This is a genomic window from Methylobacterium sp. 37f (genome assembly GCF_023093475.1).
In the GTDB taxonomy this organism is placed as follows: domain Bacteria; phylum Pseudomonadota; class Alphaproteobacteria; order Rhizobiales; family Beijerinckiaceae; genus Methylobacterium.
This window is the reverse complement of the sequence record NZ_JAGHKN010000059.1, coordinates 1-18,192: the sequence shown is the minus strand read 5'-3', so window position 1 is coordinate 18,192 and position 18,192 is coordinate 1. Positions and strand designations below refer to the sequence as shown.

General features: G+C 65.8%; 14 protein-coding genes. 6 read left to right on the top strand and 8 right to left on the bottom strand.

Annotated elements, in window-relative coordinates; translation table 11 throughout:
• Positions 1-49 precede the first annotated feature (49 nt).
• The 4 genes from J7U37_RS23605 to J7U37_RS23590 all read right to left on the bottom strand — a co-directional run bounded on the left by J7U37_RS23605 (position 50) and on the right by J7U37_RS23590 (position 6,730).
• A complete protein-coding gene (locus tag J7U37_RS23605) occupies positions 50-1,615 on the bottom strand; it encodes a PAS domain S-box protein (protein ID WP_247637308.1) in 1,566 nt (521 codons plus the stop codon).
• Between the two features lie 263 nt (positions 1,616-1,878).
• Positions 1,879-3,924: a PAS domain-containing sensor histidine kinase gene (locus J7U37_RS23600; RefSeq protein ID WP_247637307.1), complete on the bottom strand. Its 2,046-nt coding sequence runs from the start codon at positions 3,922-3,924 to the stop codon at positions 1,879-1,881.
• 5 nt (positions 3,925-3,929) lie between these two features.
• A complete protein-coding gene (locus J7U37_RS23595; RefSeq protein ID WP_247637310.1) occupies positions 3,930-5,450 on the bottom strand; it encodes an ATPase domain-containing protein in 1,521 nt (506 codons plus the stop codon).
• A gap of 200 nt (positions 5,451-5,650) precedes the next feature.
• Positions 5,651-6,730 (bottom strand): IS630 family transposase, encoded by a 1,080-nt coding sequence (locus tag J7U37_RS23590; RefSeq protein WP_247637309.1) that lies wholly within the window; start codon positions 6,728-6,730, stop codon positions 5,651-5,653.
• 492 nt (positions 6,731-7,222) lie between these two features.
• On the opposite strand from J7U37_RS23590, the gene J7U37_RS23585 reads away from it, so the two are divergent.
• On the top strand, positions 7,223-8,950 hold the full coding sequence (locus J7U37_RS23585; RefSeq protein WP_247637306.1) for a GGDEF domain-containing protein: 1,728 nt from the start codon (positions 7,223-7,225) through the stop codon (positions 8,948-8,950).
• A 289-nt stretch (positions 8,951-9,239) separates the two neighbouring features.
• On the opposite strand, the gene J7U37_RS23580 is transcribed toward J7U37_RS23585, so the two are convergent.
• Positions 9,240-9,668: a hypothetical protein gene (locus tag J7U37_RS23580; RefSeq protein WP_247637305.1), complete on the bottom strand. Its 429-nt coding sequence runs from the start codon at positions 9,666-9,668 to the stop codon at positions 9,240-9,242.
• Between the two features lie 95 nt (positions 9,669-9,763).
• On the opposite strand from J7U37_RS23580, the gene J7U37_RS23575 reads away from it, so the two are divergent.
• Positions 9,764-10,519: an SDR family oxidoreductase gene (locus tag J7U37_RS23575; RefSeq protein ID WP_247637304.1), complete on the top strand. Its 756-nt coding sequence runs from the start codon at positions 9,764-9,766 to the stop codon at positions 10,517-10,519.
• A 146-nt stretch (positions 10,520-10,665) separates the two neighbouring features.
• Here J7U37_RS23575 and J7U37_RS23570 read toward each other — a convergent pair whose 3' ends face one another.
• Complete coding sequence (locus tag J7U37_RS23570; RefSeq protein ID WP_247637303.1) at positions 10,666-11,802, bottom strand: aldo/keto reductase; 1,137 nt, start codon at positions 11,800-11,802, stop codon at positions 10,666-10,668.
• 135 nt (positions 11,803-11,937) lie between these two features.
• Between J7U37_RS23570 and J7U37_RS23565 the strand changes: the two genes are divergently transcribed.
• Positions 11,938-12,825 carry a LysR family transcriptional regulator gene (locus tag J7U37_RS23565; RefSeq protein ID WP_056484668.1) on the top strand — a complete coding sequence of 296 codons (888 nt, stop codon included), beginning with the start codon at positions 11,938-11,940 and terminating at the stop codon, positions 12,823-12,825.
• A 201-nt stretch (positions 12,826-13,026) separates the two neighbouring features.
• On the opposite strand, the gene J7U37_RS23560 is transcribed toward J7U37_RS23565, so the two are convergent.
• A complete protein-coding gene (locus tag J7U37_RS23560) occupies positions 13,027-14,685 on the bottom strand; it encodes an IS1182 family transposase (protein ID WP_247637302.1) in 1,659 nt (552 codons plus the stop codon).
• Between the two features lie 162 nt (positions 14,686-14,847).
• Between J7U37_RS23560 and J7U37_RS23555 the strand changes: the two genes are divergently transcribed.
• The gene (locus tag J7U37_RS23555; protein WP_247637301.1) at positions 14,848-15,570 is read left to right on the top strand and encodes a transglycosylase SLT domain-containing protein; all 723 of its coding nucleotides are present in this window, start codon (positions 14,848-14,850) and stop codon (positions 15,568-15,570) included.
• A gap of 106 nt (positions 15,571-15,676) precedes the next feature.
• Here J7U37_RS23555 and J7U37_RS23550 read toward each other — a convergent pair whose 3' ends face one another.
• Positions 15,677-15,967: a hypothetical protein gene (locus tag J7U37_RS23550; protein WP_247637300.1), complete on the bottom strand. Its 291-nt coding sequence runs from the start codon at positions 15,965-15,967 to the stop codon at positions 15,677-15,679.
• A 75-nt stretch (positions 15,968-16,042) separates the two neighbouring features.
• Here J7U37_RS23550 and J7U37_RS23545 point away from each other — a divergent pair, with 75 nt between their 5' ends.
• Both J7U37_RS23545 and J7U37_RS23540 read left to right on the top strand, forming a co-directional pair.
• A complete protein-coding gene (locus J7U37_RS23545) occupies positions 16,043-16,927 on the top strand; it encodes a lactonase family protein (protein ID WP_244476835.1) in 885 nt (294 codons plus the stop codon).
• A gap of 23 nt (positions 16,928-16,950) precedes the next feature.
• A complete protein-coding gene (locus J7U37_RS23540) occupies positions 16,951-17,607 on the top strand; it encodes an SOS response-associated peptidase (RefSeq protein WP_247637299.1) in 657 nt (218 codons plus the stop codon).
• The last annotated feature ends 585 nt before the right edge of the window (positions 17,608-18,192 follow it).

Genomic DNA, 18,192 nt, shown 5'->3' with positions numbered 1-18,192 from the left:
AGCGCCAGACCCTGATGGATCGCCGCTTGCGCCACCACGCGCAGGCCGCCTAACCTCCTACCCCAGATGGACCAGAGCCTCTGTCCCTGAACACCGCTGAATGTCCCAAATCATCTGACGACGGACATTCCAGTGTCTCGTTGAGCTGGCGCAGCATCGCCTCCGCCTGCTTGTGGGGTGTGAGGTCATGCATCGCGCCGACCATGCGGACGGCTCGGCCTCGGCTGTCTCGGATGACGGTTCCGCGGTCCAGGACATCGGCAAAGGTGCCGTCCCGGCGTTCGAAGCGGTACTCGGAAATCCAACCCTCTGTTCGTCCCTCAATAGCTGCCGTTATACCAGCTGCCGCCCTGCCTCGATCATCGGGGTGGATGTGCGACTTCCACCATACTCCGCTAGGCTCGACCTCCTCGGGTCTGTAGCCGAATAGCGTCCTCACCGCCTCGTTCCAGCGGATATGGTCCGTGATAAGGTTCCAATCCCAGATCGCGTCGTTGGTGGCATGGACCGCAAGCCGGTAGCGCTCCTCGGTCTCCCGGATCGCCTCCTCGGCCTGGCGCCGCTCCGTCTCGTCACGGACGACCTTGAGGAAGCCGATCTCCTCGCCCGCCGGACCGCGAAGCACGGTCATCGAACCACTCACGAAGACGCGGCTGCCGTCCTCGCGCTGGTGCCATCGGATATTGGCGGCTTGGCCCTCGTGCCTTGCCGTCTCAACCTCTTGTTCCGGCACGCCCGCGTCGCGGTCCTCCAGCGTGAAGAGGAGGTCGCCGGACCGTCCAAGGATTTCCCCGGCCTCGAAGCCGAAGGTATGCTGGGCACCGGCCGACCAGCCGGTCACCCGGCGGTCGGGGTCGAGGGTGAGAATGGCGTAGTCGGTGGCGCTGTCTAGGATGAGTTGCAGACGCTGCTCACGCTCTCGCAGGTGCTCCTCGGCCTGCTTGCGTTCGGAGATGTCGAGCACGAATTCGATGGCGCCGTCTTCGACCTTACGCGGGGCGAATAGGCCCCACCACCGCGAGCCGTCCTTGCGGAAGTATTGCTTCTCGTAGGGCACCGCCTCGCCCAGCGTGGCGACCTGCTCGACTGCCCGCTTCGAGGCCGGCCAGAACTCCTGAGGCGTCAGCTCCTGCCAGGTTCTGCCGAGCGCCTCAGCCTCGGTGAAGTCGGTCATCTTCAGGAAGGCCTCATTCACCGTGGTCAGCCGGTAGTTCTCGCTCCAGTGGATAATGCCGACCGTCCTGATCGCGAGGGCTGCCTGGATCCGGTCCGCAACTGCCCGTCGCTCGCGTTCGGCCATGACCTGGCCGGTGGTTTCCCAGCAAGCGCATAAGAAGCCAGCGACCTGTCCATCCTCGCTTCGGATCGGTGTGTAGGAGAAGGCGAAGTGCGCCTCGTCCAGCTCGCCGCGGCGATGCATCAGGAGCGTGATGTCGTCCATCTGAACGGCCTCGCCGGCATAGGCCCGCTCGACGAGTGGCGTGAGGTCGTCCCGGATCTCGGACCAGACGTCGAGGAACGGCCGTCCGAGGGCCAAGGCGCGCTTCTCGGCCAGGATGGGCGCGTAGGCCTGGTTGTGGATGAGGATGCGTTCCGGTCCCCAGACAGTGAACATCGGCTGAGCCGAGCCGTCGATGACTTCGCACAGGGTTCGAAGCGAGCTCGGCCATGTCTGCACTGGTCCGAGTGCGGTCTCAGCCCAATCCCGGGCGAGCGTTACCCTCAGCGGATCTGAAACAGTGGAATGGGGTAGGGTCGATAGCACTTCAGCGTTCATGTGGATGAGAAGCATGCCGAGGCGGGGAAGTTGCCCTCGAACCATCGGCAGACAGATGGCTCACGCCAACGGTCCATTGAGGCGCCGACCGTCGTAGGGTTTCAGGCGGCCCCGTTGTTCAGGACCAAGCGCAGCGAGCGGGCGAGCTCGTCGCGCCGGTATGGCTTGTTCAGCACGGTGAGCTCACCTTTTCCGATGACCTGGCCCTCGTCGAGGTTGGCGACGTAGCCGGAGGTCAGCAGGACTTTCATGCCGGGACGCAGGCGCTGTGCCTCGACCGCGAGCTGCGACCCGTTCATCCCGCCGGGCATCACCACGTCAGAGAACAGGATATCGATGCGCCCGACGCCTCTCAGGTGGTCCAGTGCTTCCGCGGCATTGCGCGCGACGATCACCCGATAGCGCAGCTCTTCCAGGCTCTCGACCGCCATTGCGAGCACCCCCTCGTCGTCCTCGACCAGAAGGACGGTGTCGCCTTCAGTGGCGCGACGCAGAGGCAGCACGCTGGCGGAGCCGGTACCGACCTCCTCCCCGGCTGCATCGGCGGAGCGGGGTATCCGAAGCCGGAACGTGGTGCCAGCTCCGACCTCGGACTGAATATCGACGTAGCCACCGGCGCTGCGGGTGAAGCCATAGACCTGGGACAGGCCCAGACCCGTTCCCTTGCCGACTTCCTTCGTCGTGAAGAACGGCTCGAAGATGCGGGCGAGCATCTCGGCCGGGATGCCACTGCCAATGTCAGAGACGGAGATCTCGACGTAGTCCCCCGGAGGCACGCCCTTGTCGGCGACAGCAGCGGTGTCGAGGCGGACGTTGCGGCTCCGCACAGCGATGCGGGCCACACCGTCGCTATCCTCCATTGCGTCGCGGGCGTTGACCACCAGGTTCAGTACGGCGGCCTCGAACTGAGCGGGGTCGATGCGGATGGGATCGATGGCGGGATCTAGATCGAAGACCATCTCGATGGCAGCACCGGCAGCCCGTTCTGCCAGGGGCCGGAAGTCGAGGAGCAGGCGGTTCGGATTGAGGGTCTGGGGCCGTAGCATCTGGCGTCGGGAGAAGGCCAGGAGCTGTTGGGTGAGTTGCTCGCCCCGGCGCGCGGCCGCCATGGCAGCCTCGGCGAGGCGTACGACCCGTTCCGTGTTCTCCGGCTTGCGGATCACCATGTCGAGGCCGCCGACGATGACCGTTAGCAGGTTGTTGAAGTCGTGCGCCACGCCCCCGGTCAACTGCCCGATGGCTTCCATCTTCTGGGCCTGCCGCAGGGCATCTTCGGTCACGCGCTGCTCGGACCGGTCGAGGACGATGCCGGCCATGCGGACGGGCAGCCCATCGCGATCATATTCCGCGCGGCCTTTCGCGGCGATCCATCGGACAGCGCCGTCCGGGCGTAGGATACGGCACTCGATGTCGAGGACGCCGGTCGCCAACGCCCACGCGAAGGCCGCCTCCACGAGGGGCCGGTCCTCCGGGACGGCATGGCCGAGGAGGTCGGCACGGCCCCAGGACGCCATCGGAGCATCGTAGCCGAAGATCGCGTCGTAGCGACCGAAACGCCGAGCAGTATCGTTGATGAGATCGAGGTCCCACGAGCCCATGCCAGCGGAATCGAGCGCGAATGCCAACGTCTCGCGCGCCGCCTCGACTTCGTGCGTCCGCTCCTCGACGCGACGCTCCAGCGTCTCGTTCGCAATCCTGAGACGCTCCTGCGCCTGCTCGCGTTCGAGGATGTGCCCGCGCGCTTGATACTGACGGCGCCGGACCCGCAAGGCGGACGCGACCGCGCTTGCCAGTGTCTCGGCGTTGATGGGGCGCTCCAGCAGTACGACGTTGCCGAGCCGCTCGATGATGGCGGCGGCACGCGCGGGGCGGCGCCCAGCCTGGCGGGTCGCCAGCATGATGAACGGGAAGTCCGACCACGGCGGCTGATGGTCAACCCAATCGTTTAGGGAGGTTGTGTCGGCCTCGACCAGTGCCTCCTCGGTGACGATGGTAGCGGCTGCGCCGTTCCGCAGTTCGCTGACCCAGCTCGCGACGTCCGGGCAGATGCAGGCGGGCGTCCCCGATTTCGCGAGCAACTGCTCGATAACCCCGGCATCGCGACCGCGCGGCGCCAGGATCAGGACCCGGTTTTCGACGTCCGTCATTGCTGTCATGCGCTTGCGCCGGGCGTCGTGGCGGCATCAGCTTTCAGCATGGCAACCTTGCCGCCGTATGCCGGCAACCCGGTGAGGACGCCCTGAAAGTCGGTCAGCGCCTCGCCGACCTGCAGGCCCGTGCCTGAGATCATCAGTTCGCGGATCGTGCGCTCATGCGCGTTGACCCGGCTCTTCACCACGGAAAGGGCCGTACGGACAGCGCCTTCGGCCTCGAAATATCGGAACAGCACGATGCCGTCGCTGAGGTAGCTCAGATCGACGTCACTCCGGATCTCGCCGATGACCCCGTGTTGTCCCAGCACTAGGACGGTCGTGGTCCCCTTCTGGTTGAGGTAGCTCAGCAGCTCGTGCATCTGTAGGACAAGGTACTGCTCGTCCGGCATGGCGTGGACGTAGGCGTTGAGGCTGTCGATGGCGATAAAGGTCGAGCCATGGTCTTCGACGGCTTCGCGGGCCCGGCAGGCGAACTCGCCCGGCGAGATCTCGGCCGGGTCGATCTGCATGAGGTTCAGGGCCCCAGTCTTCACATAGGGCCGCAGGTCCATGCCGAGGAGTGCGGAACGTGCGAGCAAGGTCGCCTTGCCCTCGTCGAACAGGAAGTAGGTTGCGTGTTCGCTCCGCTCCAGCGCAGCGAGCAGGCAGCGGACGGCAGTGGTCGTCTTGCCGGCGCCGGACGGACCCATGAGCAGGGTGTTGGTCCCCTGGACGAGCCCGCCGCCAAGGAGCAGGTCGAGTTCGGGAAGACCGGTCGAGGTGGTGACCGGATCGAAGTTCGCGCCGTGCTCGGCCGCGATGAGCCGCGGGAAGACTGTGAGGCCGCCTGTACCGAGCGCAAAATCATGTAACCCGCCGCGCACCTTCACGCCGCGCATCTTGACCACGCGGATGCGCCGACGCTCGGACCCGAACTCTCGCTCCATCTGTTCCAGGACCAAGACCCCATGGGCGATGCTGTGGAGCTGGACGTCCGCCGTGTTGTCGTCGAGCATCAACACCGTGCAGCGACGCGACGCGAAAAACTGCTTCAGGGCCAGGATCTGGCGCCGGTACCGCAGCGGGTTCTGGGCGAGAAGGCGGAGTTCGGACAGGCTGTCGAACACCACTCGGGCGGGCTTGAGCGCGTCGACGCGCTCCATGACCTCGCGCACGGTCTCGCCGAGCTCGACCTCTGACGGATGCAGGATGGACTGCTCACTATCAGGGTCGAGGCCGAGCTCGCTGACGAGTTCGTAGACCTCGATGCCGTCCAGGCTCCAGCCATGGGAGGCGGCACCAGCGCGAAGTTCGTCGGCACTCTCCGATAGTGTGACGTAGAGGCCCTTCTCGCCTCGGACGACACCTTCGAGCAGGAACTGCAGCGACAGCGTCGTCTTGCCCGCGCCAGGCGTACCCTCGACCAGAAAAAGGCGCTCACGGGTGAAGCCGCCGATCAGGATGTCGTCGAGGCCGGGAATGCCGGTGGAGGCGATGAGACGGGAACCTGGGGCGGCAGGGCCTGATGTATCTGCGGGCATGGTCACCATGGTGCGGGAAAGGCGCATTCGATTACCGCCCGGTTCGTGGCGGCTCGTTAGCCTCTCGGTAGATGTTCACCTGGATTAACGCAGAGCCCCGAGATTGGTCCCCACCGCGAAGTAGGCTGAAGGCTACCCGCCGTGCCTTTCTACCGGGCAGATATCCAAAGGTTCCAAGCTCCGTCACTCTCTCGTATTTCCTAGTGGTGCAAGTCTAACACTTGGTGCCCACGCTTTGCGGCCTGGATGATGCGATCCGGGTCGGCGGTCCAGACGAAGGGCTTTGGATTGCCGTTGCTCTCGGCGATGAAGCGTTTGATGGCGGTCTTCACCTCGATCAGCGATCCGAACACGCCGCGTTGGAGCCGGCGTTTTGCGAGCTTGGCGAAGAAGCCCTCGACGGCATTGAGCCACGAGGCTGAGGTCGGGGTGAAGTGGAAGGTCCAGCGCGGGTGGCGGTCGAGCCAGGCGCGGACCTTCGGGTGCTTGTGGACGGCATAGTTGTCCAGGATCGCGTGGACGATCTTGCCTGCCGGAACCGCCGCCTCGACCGCATTGAGGAAGCGGATGAACTCCTGATGCCGGTGGCGCTGCATGCAGCGGCCGATCACCTTGCCCTCCAGCACGTCCAGGGCGGCAAACAGGGTCGTCGTGCCGTGGCCCTTGTAATCGTGGGTGCGCGTCGTCGGCTGGCCCGGCTTCATCGGCAACGGGGCCTGCGTGCGGGCGAGCGCCTGGATCTGGCTCTTCTCGTCGACCGAGAGCACGACGGCGTGGGCCGGCGGGTCGACGTAGAGCCCGACGACGTCGCGCAGTTTGGCGGCGAAGGCCGGGTCGGTGGAGAGCTTGAACTGCCGGACCCGGTGTGGCTGTAGGCCGTGCCCCCGCCAGATCCGCTGTACCGACGAGACGCTGATGGCCGCGGCCTTGCTCATGGCGGCGGCCGTCCAATGCGTGGTCTCGCCGGGTGGTTCTCCTTGCGTCAGAGCCACCACGCGCGCCGCCACCTCCGGCCCCAGCGGCCGGATACGCGCCGGTCGCGTCTTGTCCCGAAGGAGCCCATCGACGCCCTCCTGCGCGAAGCGGTCCTGCCAGCGCCAGACCACCGTCTTGGACACGCCCGCCTCACGCATGATCGCATGCGTCCCCAACCCATCGGCGCTCAGCAGCACGATACGCGCGCGCCAGACGTGCTTCTGCGACGTGTTTCGATCTGCGACGAGTGCTTCGAGCCGAAGGCGATCTGAGGTGGAGAGCGTGAAAGAGATGCCACTGCGTATCTCACCAGACTCGCAGGACGAACCTCAAACCGAAACCCCACACGGACTCAACCGTCAGGGCTCACCCACTAGTCGCCGGCCCAAACCCAGGAATGAACCGCTGGTATCATCCAGCGAGTCCAGCCGATCCCACGAACGCCTCATCTCCGCCTCAGCCGCGTCGACACGCGCCAACACGTCGTCCAGCACTTCGTCGCCCACTGACGGCCGTACCTTTATCGTCTGGCGAACTACGTCCGGTTTCCGGATCCGCTTCATCAATGATGCACGACGAGGTTGAGTCGGGACCTGCAAGTCCGCGGTTAGACTTGGTTGAGTGAAGAGCGGAAAGGCAGCCTTAATTCGGCGAGAGACTAAGGTGGTTAGACCTTTGTTGAAGGCCATCCACAAGCCGAATATTTTTTAGCCATGTTGTTTCATGGAGCGGAACGAGTTGGTGCCTCACTGCTTCCTAGCGTCGCTCGCCCGCGACCCTGGGATTCGGTTGAGAACATGGCGGTCATCGAACATGCAAACGCGACTGTCGTTCCGAGAGGATGGCGCGGCAACGCCCCTCAGCGCTTTATCGCGCAGGTCGGCCTCGTCGTGGTCATGATCACGATCGTCCTTTCGGGCTTCTTCTACACCAACACGCACCAGCAGGCGCTCATCGACCTGCGCGAGGGCGGGCGGCAGATGCGCATCGCACAGGAAGCCCTTATGGATGCGGAGACCTACGTTCTCAATCGGGCGATCGGCGAACGGGACAGCGAGTACGGCGAGTACAGCCGCGCCTTCGAGGCACTCCACAGCCGACGCGATTCCCACCTCGTAAGGCTCGATCGCTTCCTCAAGGCGCCGGACGGAAGCGGACTGTCGGCGGACGCCACCTTGAAATCCCTCGAGACGCTCTGGACCGACGCCCTCGCGCTTGTGCGCGCCGGGAAGCTGGACGAAGCCCAGGGCTTCCTCAGGGAGCGCGGGAGTGCCGCCCTAGTTGGGAAGATGCGCCACGCGTTCGAGACCTTCCTGGCGGATTGGAACACGCACTTCGCCGACCACGAGACGCGGATCGAGATCGGCAAGAGCGTGGTGCTCCTGTCGCAGCTCCTGATCGCTGGCGTGATGATCTTCGCCTTCCGCTCCGGTGCGCGTGAGGCGCAGGCGCGAGCGGCGGCGATCCTGGCGATGGACGCCTCGCGCACGCAGGTCGGGCACCTGTTCGAGATGACGGACATGCTCCAGAGCGCCACCGACCACCACGACGCCAATGCGGTCCTGCGGGCCACGGCCGGTGAACTGATCACGGGTTTCGGCGGCGCCCTCTACGTGTTCAACAACTCCCGCGACCGCCTCGTCTTGTCGACCTCTTGGGCCTGCGAGGACGGAGCGCCCCTGCCCGAATCGATCACCATCAACCAGTGCTGGGCGATGAAGCGCGGGAAGCCGCACATCAACCGGAGCGGCGCGAAGGCTCTGTGCTGCGAGCATCACGCCTCCGGCTCCGCCGCCCTCGAAATCCCCATGGTCGCGCGGGGCGAGAATCTCGGCCTGCTCCAGATCTTCGCCGAGGGCTCGGACGCGGAGCAGCGCCTCGCCGCTATCCTGCCGCTCAGTTCGGCCCTCGGGGACGCCATGTCGTTGGCGCTCTCGAACATCGCGCTACGGGAGAAGCTGCGCAACCAGGCCCTGCGCGACCCACTGACCGGCCTCTACAACCGACGCTACATGGAGGACAGCCTCGACCGGTACGTCCGCCTCGCCGAACGCGAGGGCCGGAAAGTCTCGGTGATCATGATCGACCTCGATCACTTCAAGCGCCTCAACGACGAACATGGCCATGCCACGGGCGACGCCGTGTTGCGCGAGGCCGCGGCCGCGATCATCGGCGCCCTGCGGGAGACCGACGTGGCGTGTCGGTACGGCGGCGAGGAAATGATCGTGTTCCTGCCGGACTGCGACCTCCCGGATGCCGCCCTGAAGGCCGAGCAGATCCGCGCCCGGATCGAGGATCTCTCGGGCGCGCACGGGGCGAAGATCTCCGCCTCCCTCGGAGTCTCCTCCGTGCCGAGCACGTCCGGCAACAGCGCCGACCTCGTCAAGGCCGCCGACACGGCACTGTACCGCGCCAAGAACAACGGTCGTAACCAGGTGGCGCTCGCTCCGGTCCGCACAGGCTGGCGCGACGGGACCGACGGCACGGCCGTTCAACAAGCACCCCTTCGCGCAGCGGCGGAATGAACACCGCTGGTCGTCCGTTCGAAGCCGTTGTCCTTCGGCTCAATGGCGATGTGATCCGTAAGTGACGGCGGTGTCCGAGCACTGCCGCGGAGATCTGGAACGACAAGGTCAGGTCGGACATGGCAAGCCTGGTTCAAGGGCGAAAGGCCACGGTCCGGTTGCCACCCCGAGCCGAAGTTGCGGGACTTCCGACGAATGACTGCTGATGGGAAGCGACGAAGGTGATGTAGGGGACGTACCGGAGCTGTCGGATCTCGGCAGTCCAAACCTTCGGCACATGTGTGCGAAGCTATTGCAGGGGTCGGCAGAACTCGGCTGCGAGCCCATCGAACGCAGCGTGTAGGAAGGAGTCCAGCGGCCGATCCCCGCCCGCCTGGATCCAGTCCTCGATGGCCAAGCGCATGGCGCCGTGCGAGGCCATCGCGAGAAGGCGCAAGGAAGTGCTGCGGTCAGGACTCGGCCACCGCTCGGCAAGCGTGGCATGCAGTGACTGCTCATGCAGGCCATAGGTTGCCTGCTTACGCGCTCTAAGGGTTTCGCTGGACCGCAGGACACGGTCGATGCCGATGAACTCTTGGGTGCGGAAGCCTGCGGAAAGCGTCAGCAAGGCATTGCGGACCGCATCCACCGGCACCTTGTCGGAAGGCTGGGCCAGGATCGCCTTATGCGGGGCGTCATGGAAGGAAAGTGTAGGCGATTGCCCGCAAGAACGCATCATCCTTCGTAGGATCAGGCAAGAACTTGAGAGGTTCCGGTAACACGCGCTGGATCTGGAGCGGCATACCCGGCTAGCCCAACGAACGGAGCCGTCCCTTGACCAAGATCGCCCTCGTCACCGGAGCCAGTCGCGGGCTCGGCCGCAACACCGCGCTCAGCATCGCCCGCCACGGCGGCGATGTCGTCCTCACCTACCACAGCCGCGCAGGCGAGGCCGAAGCGGTCGTCGCGGAGATCCAGGCAATGGGCCATAAGGCGGTCGCGCTGCAGCTCGACACCGGCGACGTCGGCGTATTCGCCACCTTCGCCGAGCTCCTGCAGGCGGCCCTGCGCGAGACCTGGGGCCGGGACACCTTCGACCACCTTGTGAACAATGCCGGCCATGGCGACTACGCCCTGATCGGGCAAACGACCGAGGAGCAGTTCGACCGGCTGGTCGACGTTCACTCCAAGGGCGTCTACTTCCTCACCCAGACCCTGCTGCCACTCCTCGCGGATGGTGGTCGCATCGTGAATCTCTCGTCGGGCCTGACCCGGGTCTGCTTACCCGGCTACGGTGCCTACGCCGCCGTTAAGGGCGCGGTCGAGGTGCTGACCCGCTACATGGCCAAAGAGCTCGGAAGCCGGGGGATCGCGGTGAACACGGTGGCCCCTGGCGCCATCGAGACCGATTTTGGCGGCGGCGCTGTGCGCGACAATGCTGACCTCAATACGCTCTTCGCAGGTCTCACAGCGCTCGGCCGCGTCGGCGTGCCGGACGATATCGGACCGATGGTCGCGAGCTTGTTGACCGACGAGAACCGCTGGGTGAACGCGCAGCGCATCGAGGTCTCCGGCGGCCAGGGCATCTGACAGCACTGCGGGCGTCACGGCGGGCACGGCCAGTCCGAGGCGCCCCCCCTCCCGACATGGCGGGACAGGAGGGCCTATGTTTGACCAAGGGGCCTCGCGAGCTCTCCCTGTAAGGGGCCCGCGACTCTGCCGTGGCGAAGCGCCGTTCATGCTTGCCAACCCTGAACCTCGGCACCGCCGAACACGACCTGGTTGCGGAGGGGTGGTCGGGATAAGCTGTAAAGGAGGTTCTCGCTGCCACCGCTCACCGCATCGAGCGCCGCGGCATGCTCGGCCGAGAGAGTGAGACCGAGCGCTGCCACGTTGTCGGTCACCTGCTCGGCCCGGCTCACCCCTAGCAGTGTTGAGGCGACACCCGGTCGTCCGACGACCCAGGCCAAGGCCACGCGGGCCGGCGTCTGGTCCGCCTCCTCGGCGACGCGCCTCAAGACGTCCACGATCCGCCAGTTGCGGTCCGTGAACAGCATGTCCCCGAAGGGATTGTCGCCGTCGAGCCGCTTGTCTCCCTCGGGGCGCGCTTGGTCATTCGCGACTCCTTGGTTCGGAACTCCCCCGCGCCGCGCAGGGCCAGCCTCGACCTCGGCACGGTCGTACTTTCCCGTTAGCAGGCCGTAGGCGAGCGGGCTCCACGGCACGAGGCCAAGGCCGAACGCTTGTCCCAAGGGGACGTGCTCGTTCTCCACCCCGCGCTCGACGAGCGAGTAGAAATACTGCAATCCGATGGGCACGGGCTGGCCGCGCAGCCTCGCCAGCGTGGCGATCTCGGCTACGTACCAAGCCGGCGTGTTGGACAGGCCCCAGTAGCGGATCTTGCCTGCCCGGATAAGGGCCGTCATCGTCTCCAACAGTTCCTCGGCCGGCGTAATGCCGTCCCAGACGTGCACCCAGTACAGGTCGATGAAGTCGGTCCGTAGGCGGGCCAGCGACCGCTCGACCGCCGCCCGGACGTGCCGTGCGCCGTTGCCTCCCTGGTGCATGCCCTGTCCTGTGGCAAAGCCGGACTTCGTGGCGATGACCAAACGCTCCCGGAGACCACGCTTTGCCACGAAGGCACCGACCATCTCCTCGGATCGGCCGCCTGCGTAGACGTCGGCCGTATCGACGAAGTTGCCGCCGAGCTCGGTGTAGCGGTCGAACACCGCGCGGCTGTCTGCCTCGTCCAAGCCCCACCGTGGCGTGCCGAAGGTCATGGTGCCGAGCGCGAGAGGGCTCACGAGGAGCCCGGACCTGCCGAGAGCGCGATAGGAGTGAAGGTTCATCAGGAAGCTTTCTGTCACCAGCATGCACGGAGCCGGTCTCACTTCAACGGCTCGGGGGGAAGGAAGGGAGTTCCCGGGGTGAGCAGGGCGAACATGGACCGGAACAAGCATGCGGATTAGACAGGGAAAGCCGCACGGGTTGCTGAAGGATTTTCAGGAATGGATCGCGACCTCTGGTCGGGGCTCGCTGTGTTCGCCACCATCGTCGAGGCCGGCAGCTTCGCGCGGGCAGCGGTGCGCCTCGGTCTTTCCGCCTCCGCCCTCAGCCACACCATGCGTGCTCTCGAAGGAAAGCTCGGCATCCGTCTCCTTGAGCGGACCACGCGCTCACTCGCTCCGACGCAGGCGGGTGTTGATCTCCTGCAGAGCCTCCGCCCGGCCCTGGCCTCCGTCGAAGGGGCGCTCGGCGCGCTGGCCATGAACCGTGAGCGGCCCGCCGGCCGTATCCGAGTAAACGCGCATCGGCCAGCGGCCGTGCACGTCGTCCTCCCGCGCCTGACGCCGTTCGCCGCCAGCTACCCCGACGTTGCAGTGGAACTCGTGGTCAACGACGGGCTCGTCGACATCGTGGCCGAACGCTTCGATTGCGGGGTCCGGCATGAGGGCGAACTGCAGCGTGACATGATCTCGGTACGGATCAGCGACCCCGTGCCGCTCGTCTTCGTGGCCGCGCCCGCCTACCTCAAAAGCAACGATGCCCCGCAAGCGCCCGATGACCTCGGCCGGCACCGCTGCCTCTGCTACCGCTACACCTCCTCGGGCACGATCCACGTCTGGGAGTTCGAGCGGGACGGACATCGGTTCGGGCGTGCGGTGCCCGGGTCCTTCGTCACCAACGACGTCGACGTGATGCGCGACGCCGCGGACGCCGCCCTCGGTGTCGCCTGCCTGCCGCGGCCGCATGTGGAACGACAGATGGAGAGCGGCGCGCTCGTCGAGGTCCTCGCGGGTTGGGCACCGGTCCTGCCGCCGAACCACCTCTACTATCCGAGCCGTCGACAGCCCAGCGCGGCATTCCGAGCCTTCGTCGAAGCCATGCGCATGTGAACGACCCGATGCCCACTTCCGCCCCGATCTTTCCCGTCCAGCCTCCCTCGGCTCTATGACTGCTTTCGGGCGGTGCTCGCAGTGACTGTTACGTCTGGGTTGGGTCGCGATCCGCCAGTACGCTCTACGAACGGATCTGGACAACTACGCTCATAACTTAGTGTCGGGAATAACGTCGGACACTGTTGGCGAAGTCGGCGGCTATGCGGCGAGAGCGCTGAATCGTGAGGTGTGGGCCGAGGCCAGGGGTCTGTGCCCGAACCAGGCGGCCAGACGATCCAGGTTGAGGGTAGCGGCCGTGGCCACCCCCTGGAAGGTCGTCTTCGCCAGTCCGCGGTAGCGGGAGCGGCGCAGGCCGAAGCTGCGCACGCCCTGAGAAATCGTGCCCTCGATGCCCTGCCGTTGCGCGTACAGGCGCCGGCCCTGCTTGCTCTCGTGCTGTTTGCGCGCTGCCGCCAATGCCTCGTGCTCGGCACGCGGATGCAGGGTCAGCCGACGGCTTGCCGCTCGGGTGCAGCGCGGTTTGGCCGGACAGGGCCGGCAATCGCCAGGGCTGAAGCCGGCTCGGATGAACGGGCGACCGCTCACTGTGTCCCGGTACTCGCCCCAGCTCGTGCTCTCATGCCCCTCCGGGCAACGCACGCTGCGGCGTTCCCAGTCGACGGCGAAGTCCGTCACCTGGATCGCCTCGGCATTGCGCCGCTGCCAACTATGATTGGACCGCGTCGGGTCGATCAGGTCGATCCCGTGCCGTGCGTTGGCCACCACCAGCTGCTCGGCGCTCACGTATGCGGCATCGACCAGATGCTCGGATGGAGCCAAGCCTGCCTCGGACAGCGCCTCGTGGATCGCGCCGGTGCGAACGGCTTCGTGCACGTTGGCCGGCGTGGTGTCAGTGTGGACGACCAGCCGCGGCAGGCCGGGATCGCAGGTCTCTGTCAGGTGGACCATGTACCCGGTCCAGTCGGTTCCGGATTTGGCCCGGAACCGGGCGTCGATGTCATAGGGCGACTCGACCCGGTCGCCCGGACCACGCCCGCGCGCGTCGCGTAATCGCACCGGGTCGGCTTCGCCGTCCGTGCCGTTCCACCGCTCGAAGTGGCGCGCCCACACCCGCCGAAGGACAGCAATGGCGGGCAAGGCCGCGGCCAATGGCGGCGCAGCCGCGTCGTCCAGGGCGTCGAGCAGGCGATGGCCATCAGCCCCGACCTGGAGCACGTAAGCCTCCCGCTTCGCGCCGGTCTCCGGCAGACGCGTTTCCTCGACGCGATGATCGTAGCGGGTGTGCCACTCGGGCGGGGCGAGAGCACGCAGCCAAGCCGGGGCGGCTGTTGCGATGGCATTGAGGGCCGCACGCAGTGTCTCGGCCAGGAGCTCGACCCGATTGAGGTCGCGCACGGCCGCCAGCACGTGCGTGCTGTCGGTGCGCTGACGGCCCCGCGCCTTGAGCAGGCCTTGATCGCGCGCGGCGTCAAGGATGCGGCCCAGCAAGCGTTCGCTGGCCGCGTGCTGCAGGAGCCGGCCCCGGAACTCGCACAGGAGGCTGTGGTCGAAGCCGGGATCGATGAGGTCGAGCGCCAGCAGGTACTTCCAGTCGATCCGAGCTCGGACGGCCTCGGCGGCTTGGCGATCGCTCAGGCCTTCGCGAAACTGCATCAGCGTGACGAGGGCCAGACGCCAGGGCGCGTAGGCGGGCTGCCCGCGCGCCGGATAGAGGTCGGCAAACGTCGCGTCGGTGAAGATGGGACCGAGGCGGTCCCGCAGCAGCAGGTATGGATTGCCGCGGCGAAACGCGGTTCGAGCGATCCGGGCGGTGTCCTCAGGCACCGGCGGGAGCACGGATTGCGGGCGGAGCGACATGAGTGGCCTCCGGGCGGGACGGCCATCCTACACCCAGACCACCACCCCTCGGAATTCGCCAACAGGGTCACGTCGTTTTCCTTACCAGACTAAGCGTTCAAAGGAATGCAGCTTCTTGTTAGCGCGGCGATGGTACGAGGCTCTCTCATGTGAGGAGAGCCGATGCTTCGTTCGCTTATGGCGCTGGGTTTAGCTTGCTTGGCATCGGCAGCAGTGGCGCAGCCAGCCAGCATGGTCCTGGCTCATGAGAATGGTCTGGCCTCTTTCCCGGATAGCACCACGCCCCACCCGGCGGGTAAGAGTGCTCGTGCTGCCTACCTGTCCATCATCCACCGTGAAGCGGTGTCAGCGGGACTGCCCGTTGAGATCGCGGATGCCGTCGCCCAGATCGAAAGCGGCTACAACCCCTCTGTCATCGGAGGCGTCGGAGAGATCGGCCTGATGCAGGTCCGGCCAGCGACAGCGGCTATGCTAGGCTTCAAAGGCAGCACAGCCGAACTCGCGCAGCCTGAGGTGAACATTCGCTATGGTGTCCGGTATCTGGCAGAGGCATGGCGTCTCGCAAAGGGCGACCTCTGCCGCGCTCTGATGAAGTATAGGGCCGGTCATGGGTCGGAGACGATGTCGCCCTTGTCCGTGAGCTACTGCTCGCGGGCGCAAGCGGTCCTCAAGATCCCTGAGGCCATGAGAGTGGTACAAGCGCCTGCACCCTCATCGCCCCGATCCGCCTCGCTGTCCTTAGCTCAAACGCCTTTGCCGAAAGGCTTAAAGCGAGGAACGCCTGAGTTCGAGAAGGCGTACTGGGCTGCGCACGAGACGCGAATTGCGAAGCTTAGAGCGCAGATCCAGGCGAGTTGGCGGGCACGCGGCGCGAAGGCGACATAGGGCCTCGTTCGGCCTGCGCGCGATTGTACGGCGTTCAAAGACGTATCTGGAGGGGAGGGGCTTCGAGAAGGCTATCCCGCTCGGCCGCTTCATCCGGCCGGTTGCCCTAGTCCATGAACGGCTCGATGCGGCCAGGATCAGCGAGGGTCCAGTGTTCCGGCCGCGTCTGCCCTATATTCGGCTGATGAGACGATCCCAGGCCAACACGCTCCGAACCGCTGCGCTCTTGGCTTTGGCTGTTCCCAGCGCAGCCATAGCGGACACGAGAGCTTTCATCCTCGTCGGCCTCGACGGCAAAACCTTCTTCGAAGCGCAAGGCGGGAGAAACGGACCGAACGGCCATGACGCGGTCGGCATCCTCGATGTCAGCGACGAGGCGAACCCACGGCTCGTTCACACTCTTCCCCTCGACAACTCGGTCTATGGGCCGCCAACGAACCTTCGGATCACGCCAGATGGACAGCTTGGGCTGGTGGCGAGTTCAGTCCTCATGCGTCAGGAGGGACCGGCTTGGTACGCGCAAGCCGATAACCAGCTCCACGTCATCGACCTCGCAGCCGAGCCGCCGCGCCTGATCGAGACCCTGAAGGTCGGCCTGCAGCCGTCCGGCCTCGCCATCAACAAGGTGGGCGACCTCATGCTTATCGCCAACCGCGAGGGGCGCAGCGTTACGGCGCTGACAATCGGCGGCACCGTCGTTCGCCCAGTCGTCACGGTTGATGTCGGTGACGAGGCCGCTGCTGTCACCTTCGCGCCGGACGGCAAGCGGGCTTTCTTCGCCAAGAACAAGGCTGGGAAGATCGGCGTCCTTGCCATCGACCGCACGGAAGTCAGCTACGACCGAAGCCTTGACATGCCTGTTGGATCCGGCGTCTACGGCCTCGACCTAACGCCGGACGGCACGCTTGCGCTCACTGGCAACACGGGTCCCGAGCCCAGCGACGGCCACGCCGATACGGTGAGCGTGATCCGAGCGGATGCGAAGCGCCCCGTCGTCATCGACCATGTGGGGATCGGCGACACCCCCGAAGCTCTGGCGATCGCACCCGACGGGCGCCACGCGGCCGTATCGGTGGTCCGGGGCGCGAGCGCGCCGCAGGTCAGCCCCGGCTACACGCCAAGCGGTTCCATAGCTCTCCTGGCGATCGAGCCGGAGGGCCGCGTTCGGCGCGTCGCCGAGGCTGAAGCTGGAGCGGTGACCCAGGGCATCGTGTTCAGCCCGTCGGGCACCTACGTCTACATCGGCAACTACGTCGACCGGACGCTCGGCGTGTATCAAATCACCGGGGACACCCTCACGGACACCGGAACCCGCATCGCCTTACCGGGTCAGCCTGCGTCTCTGGGGGGGCGATAGCCGACGCAGCGAGGAGCTCAGCCATGTGCAACCTCTACAACCTGGTCACGCCCCAAGCGGAGATCCGCGCTTCGTTCGGGGTTTTGGTGGATCATGCCGGCAACCTGCCGCCGCTGCCGGGCATATTCCCGGACCAGCGGGCGCCCATCGTGCGTGCAGCCGAGAACGGCGAACGCGTCCTGGAGATGTTCCGCTGGGGCATCCCGGGCCCGAAGCAGTTCGGTGAGCACCCTGTCACCAACGTGCGCAACGTGAAGAGCCCGCATTGGCGGCCCTGGCTGAAGCCGGAGTACCGCTGCCTCGTGCCCGTATCATCCTTCAGCGAGTACGCCGACACCAAACCGAAGAAGACGCCGAACTGGTTTGCTCTCGGTGAGGACCGACCACTGTTCGCGTTTGCGGGCATCTGGCGGCCCTGGAAGGGCGTGCGCGGTACAAAGGCCGAGAACCCCGACCGCGTCGAGGAAGCACACCGCCTGTTCTCGTTCCTCACCTGCGAGGCCAACGGCGTGGTCGGCCCGATCCACAGGAAGGCGATGCCGGTGCTACTGACAACACCTGAGGAGTGGAGCACCTGGCTCAGCGCCCCGACCGAGATCGCCTTAGATCTTCAACGCCCCCTGCCAGACCCCATGATGCGGATTGTCGCGAAGGGAGCCCGGAAGGATCCAGCGGATTAGGTGCGGATGTCGGGCCACAGCCCCCTGACCCAGCCGTCGGATACATACGCTGCGCCAACACCTTCAAAAATAACTTTTTGAGTGGGCGCTTGTAAGACCCGTCCGCTTCAGTGAGCTTCTGCCGCGGCAATCGTCGGCGCAACACTGCGAGCGATACTCAGAACCTTCATGCGATCCTGTTGGTGCTTGATCGCGAGCCAAAGCGGCACCAGCTCGGCCATTAGAGCAATTTCATCCGCGGCAGGTTCTGAGAACGCCTGGACCGGGCAATTGAGTGCCGCTGCAATTCTGGTTAACAAGGCTGTTGTGCGCGGATCTATTCCTGCCGCAGGGTGGCGCCTGGTTCGCCTCACGGAAGGCGCATCGCCTCGCCTATGCCGTTCAGATCTCGCACATCGGAAGCGTCGGGCGTGTCGCCGGCAGCATGATCCGGGGCGGCGGCCCCCTGTCCGAACTGCTAGAGCGTTTTCCACGATCCCTGAGTCGTTGCGGCGAGGTGAGCGTTGATCCCTGAAGGTTCGTCAGGGAGATCGCCATGGCCCGTGCCTACAGTCACGATCTGCGCATTCGCGTCCTGGACGCAGT

Coding starts and splice junctions, on each gene's coding strand:
- J7U37_RS23570 (WP_247637303.1), bottom strand. CDS start 11,802: ATGCTGGTGACAGAAAGCTTCCTGATGAACCTTCACTCCTATCGCGCT.
- J7U37_RS23600 (WP_247637307.1), bottom strand. CDS start 3,924: ATGACGGACGTCGAAAACCGGGTCCTGATCCTGGCGCCGCGCGGTCGC.
- J7U37_RS23580 (WP_247637305.1), bottom strand. CDS start 9,668: ATGATGCGTTCTTGCGGGCAATCGCCTACACTTTCCTTCCATGACGCC.
- J7U37_RS23560 (WP_247637302.1), bottom strand. CDS start 14,685: ATGTCGCTCCGCCCGCAATCCGTGCTCCCGCCGGTGCCTGAGGACACC.
- J7U37_RS23605 (WP_247637308.1), bottom strand. CDS start 1,615: ATGTTCACTGTCTGGGGACCGGAACGCATCCTCATCCACAACCAGGCC.
- J7U37_RS23540 (WP_247637299.1), top strand. CDS start 16,951: ATGTGCAACCTCTACAACCTGGTCACGCCCCAAGCGGAGATCCGCGCT.
- J7U37_RS23565 (WP_056484668.1), top strand. CDS start 11,938: ATGGATCGCGACCTCTGGTCGGGGCTCGCTGTGTTCGCCACCATCGTC.
- J7U37_RS23555 (WP_247637301.1), top strand. CDS start 14,848: ATGCTTCGTTCGCTTATGGCGCTGGGTTTAGCTTGCTTGGCATCGGCA.
- J7U37_RS23585 (WP_247637306.1), top strand. CDS start 7,223: ATGGCGGTCATCGAACATGCAAACGCGACTGTCGTTCCGAGAGGATGG.
- J7U37_RS23595 (WP_247637310.1), bottom strand. CDS start 5,450: ATGCCCGCAGATACATCAGGCCCTGCCGCCCCAGGTTCCCGTCTCATC.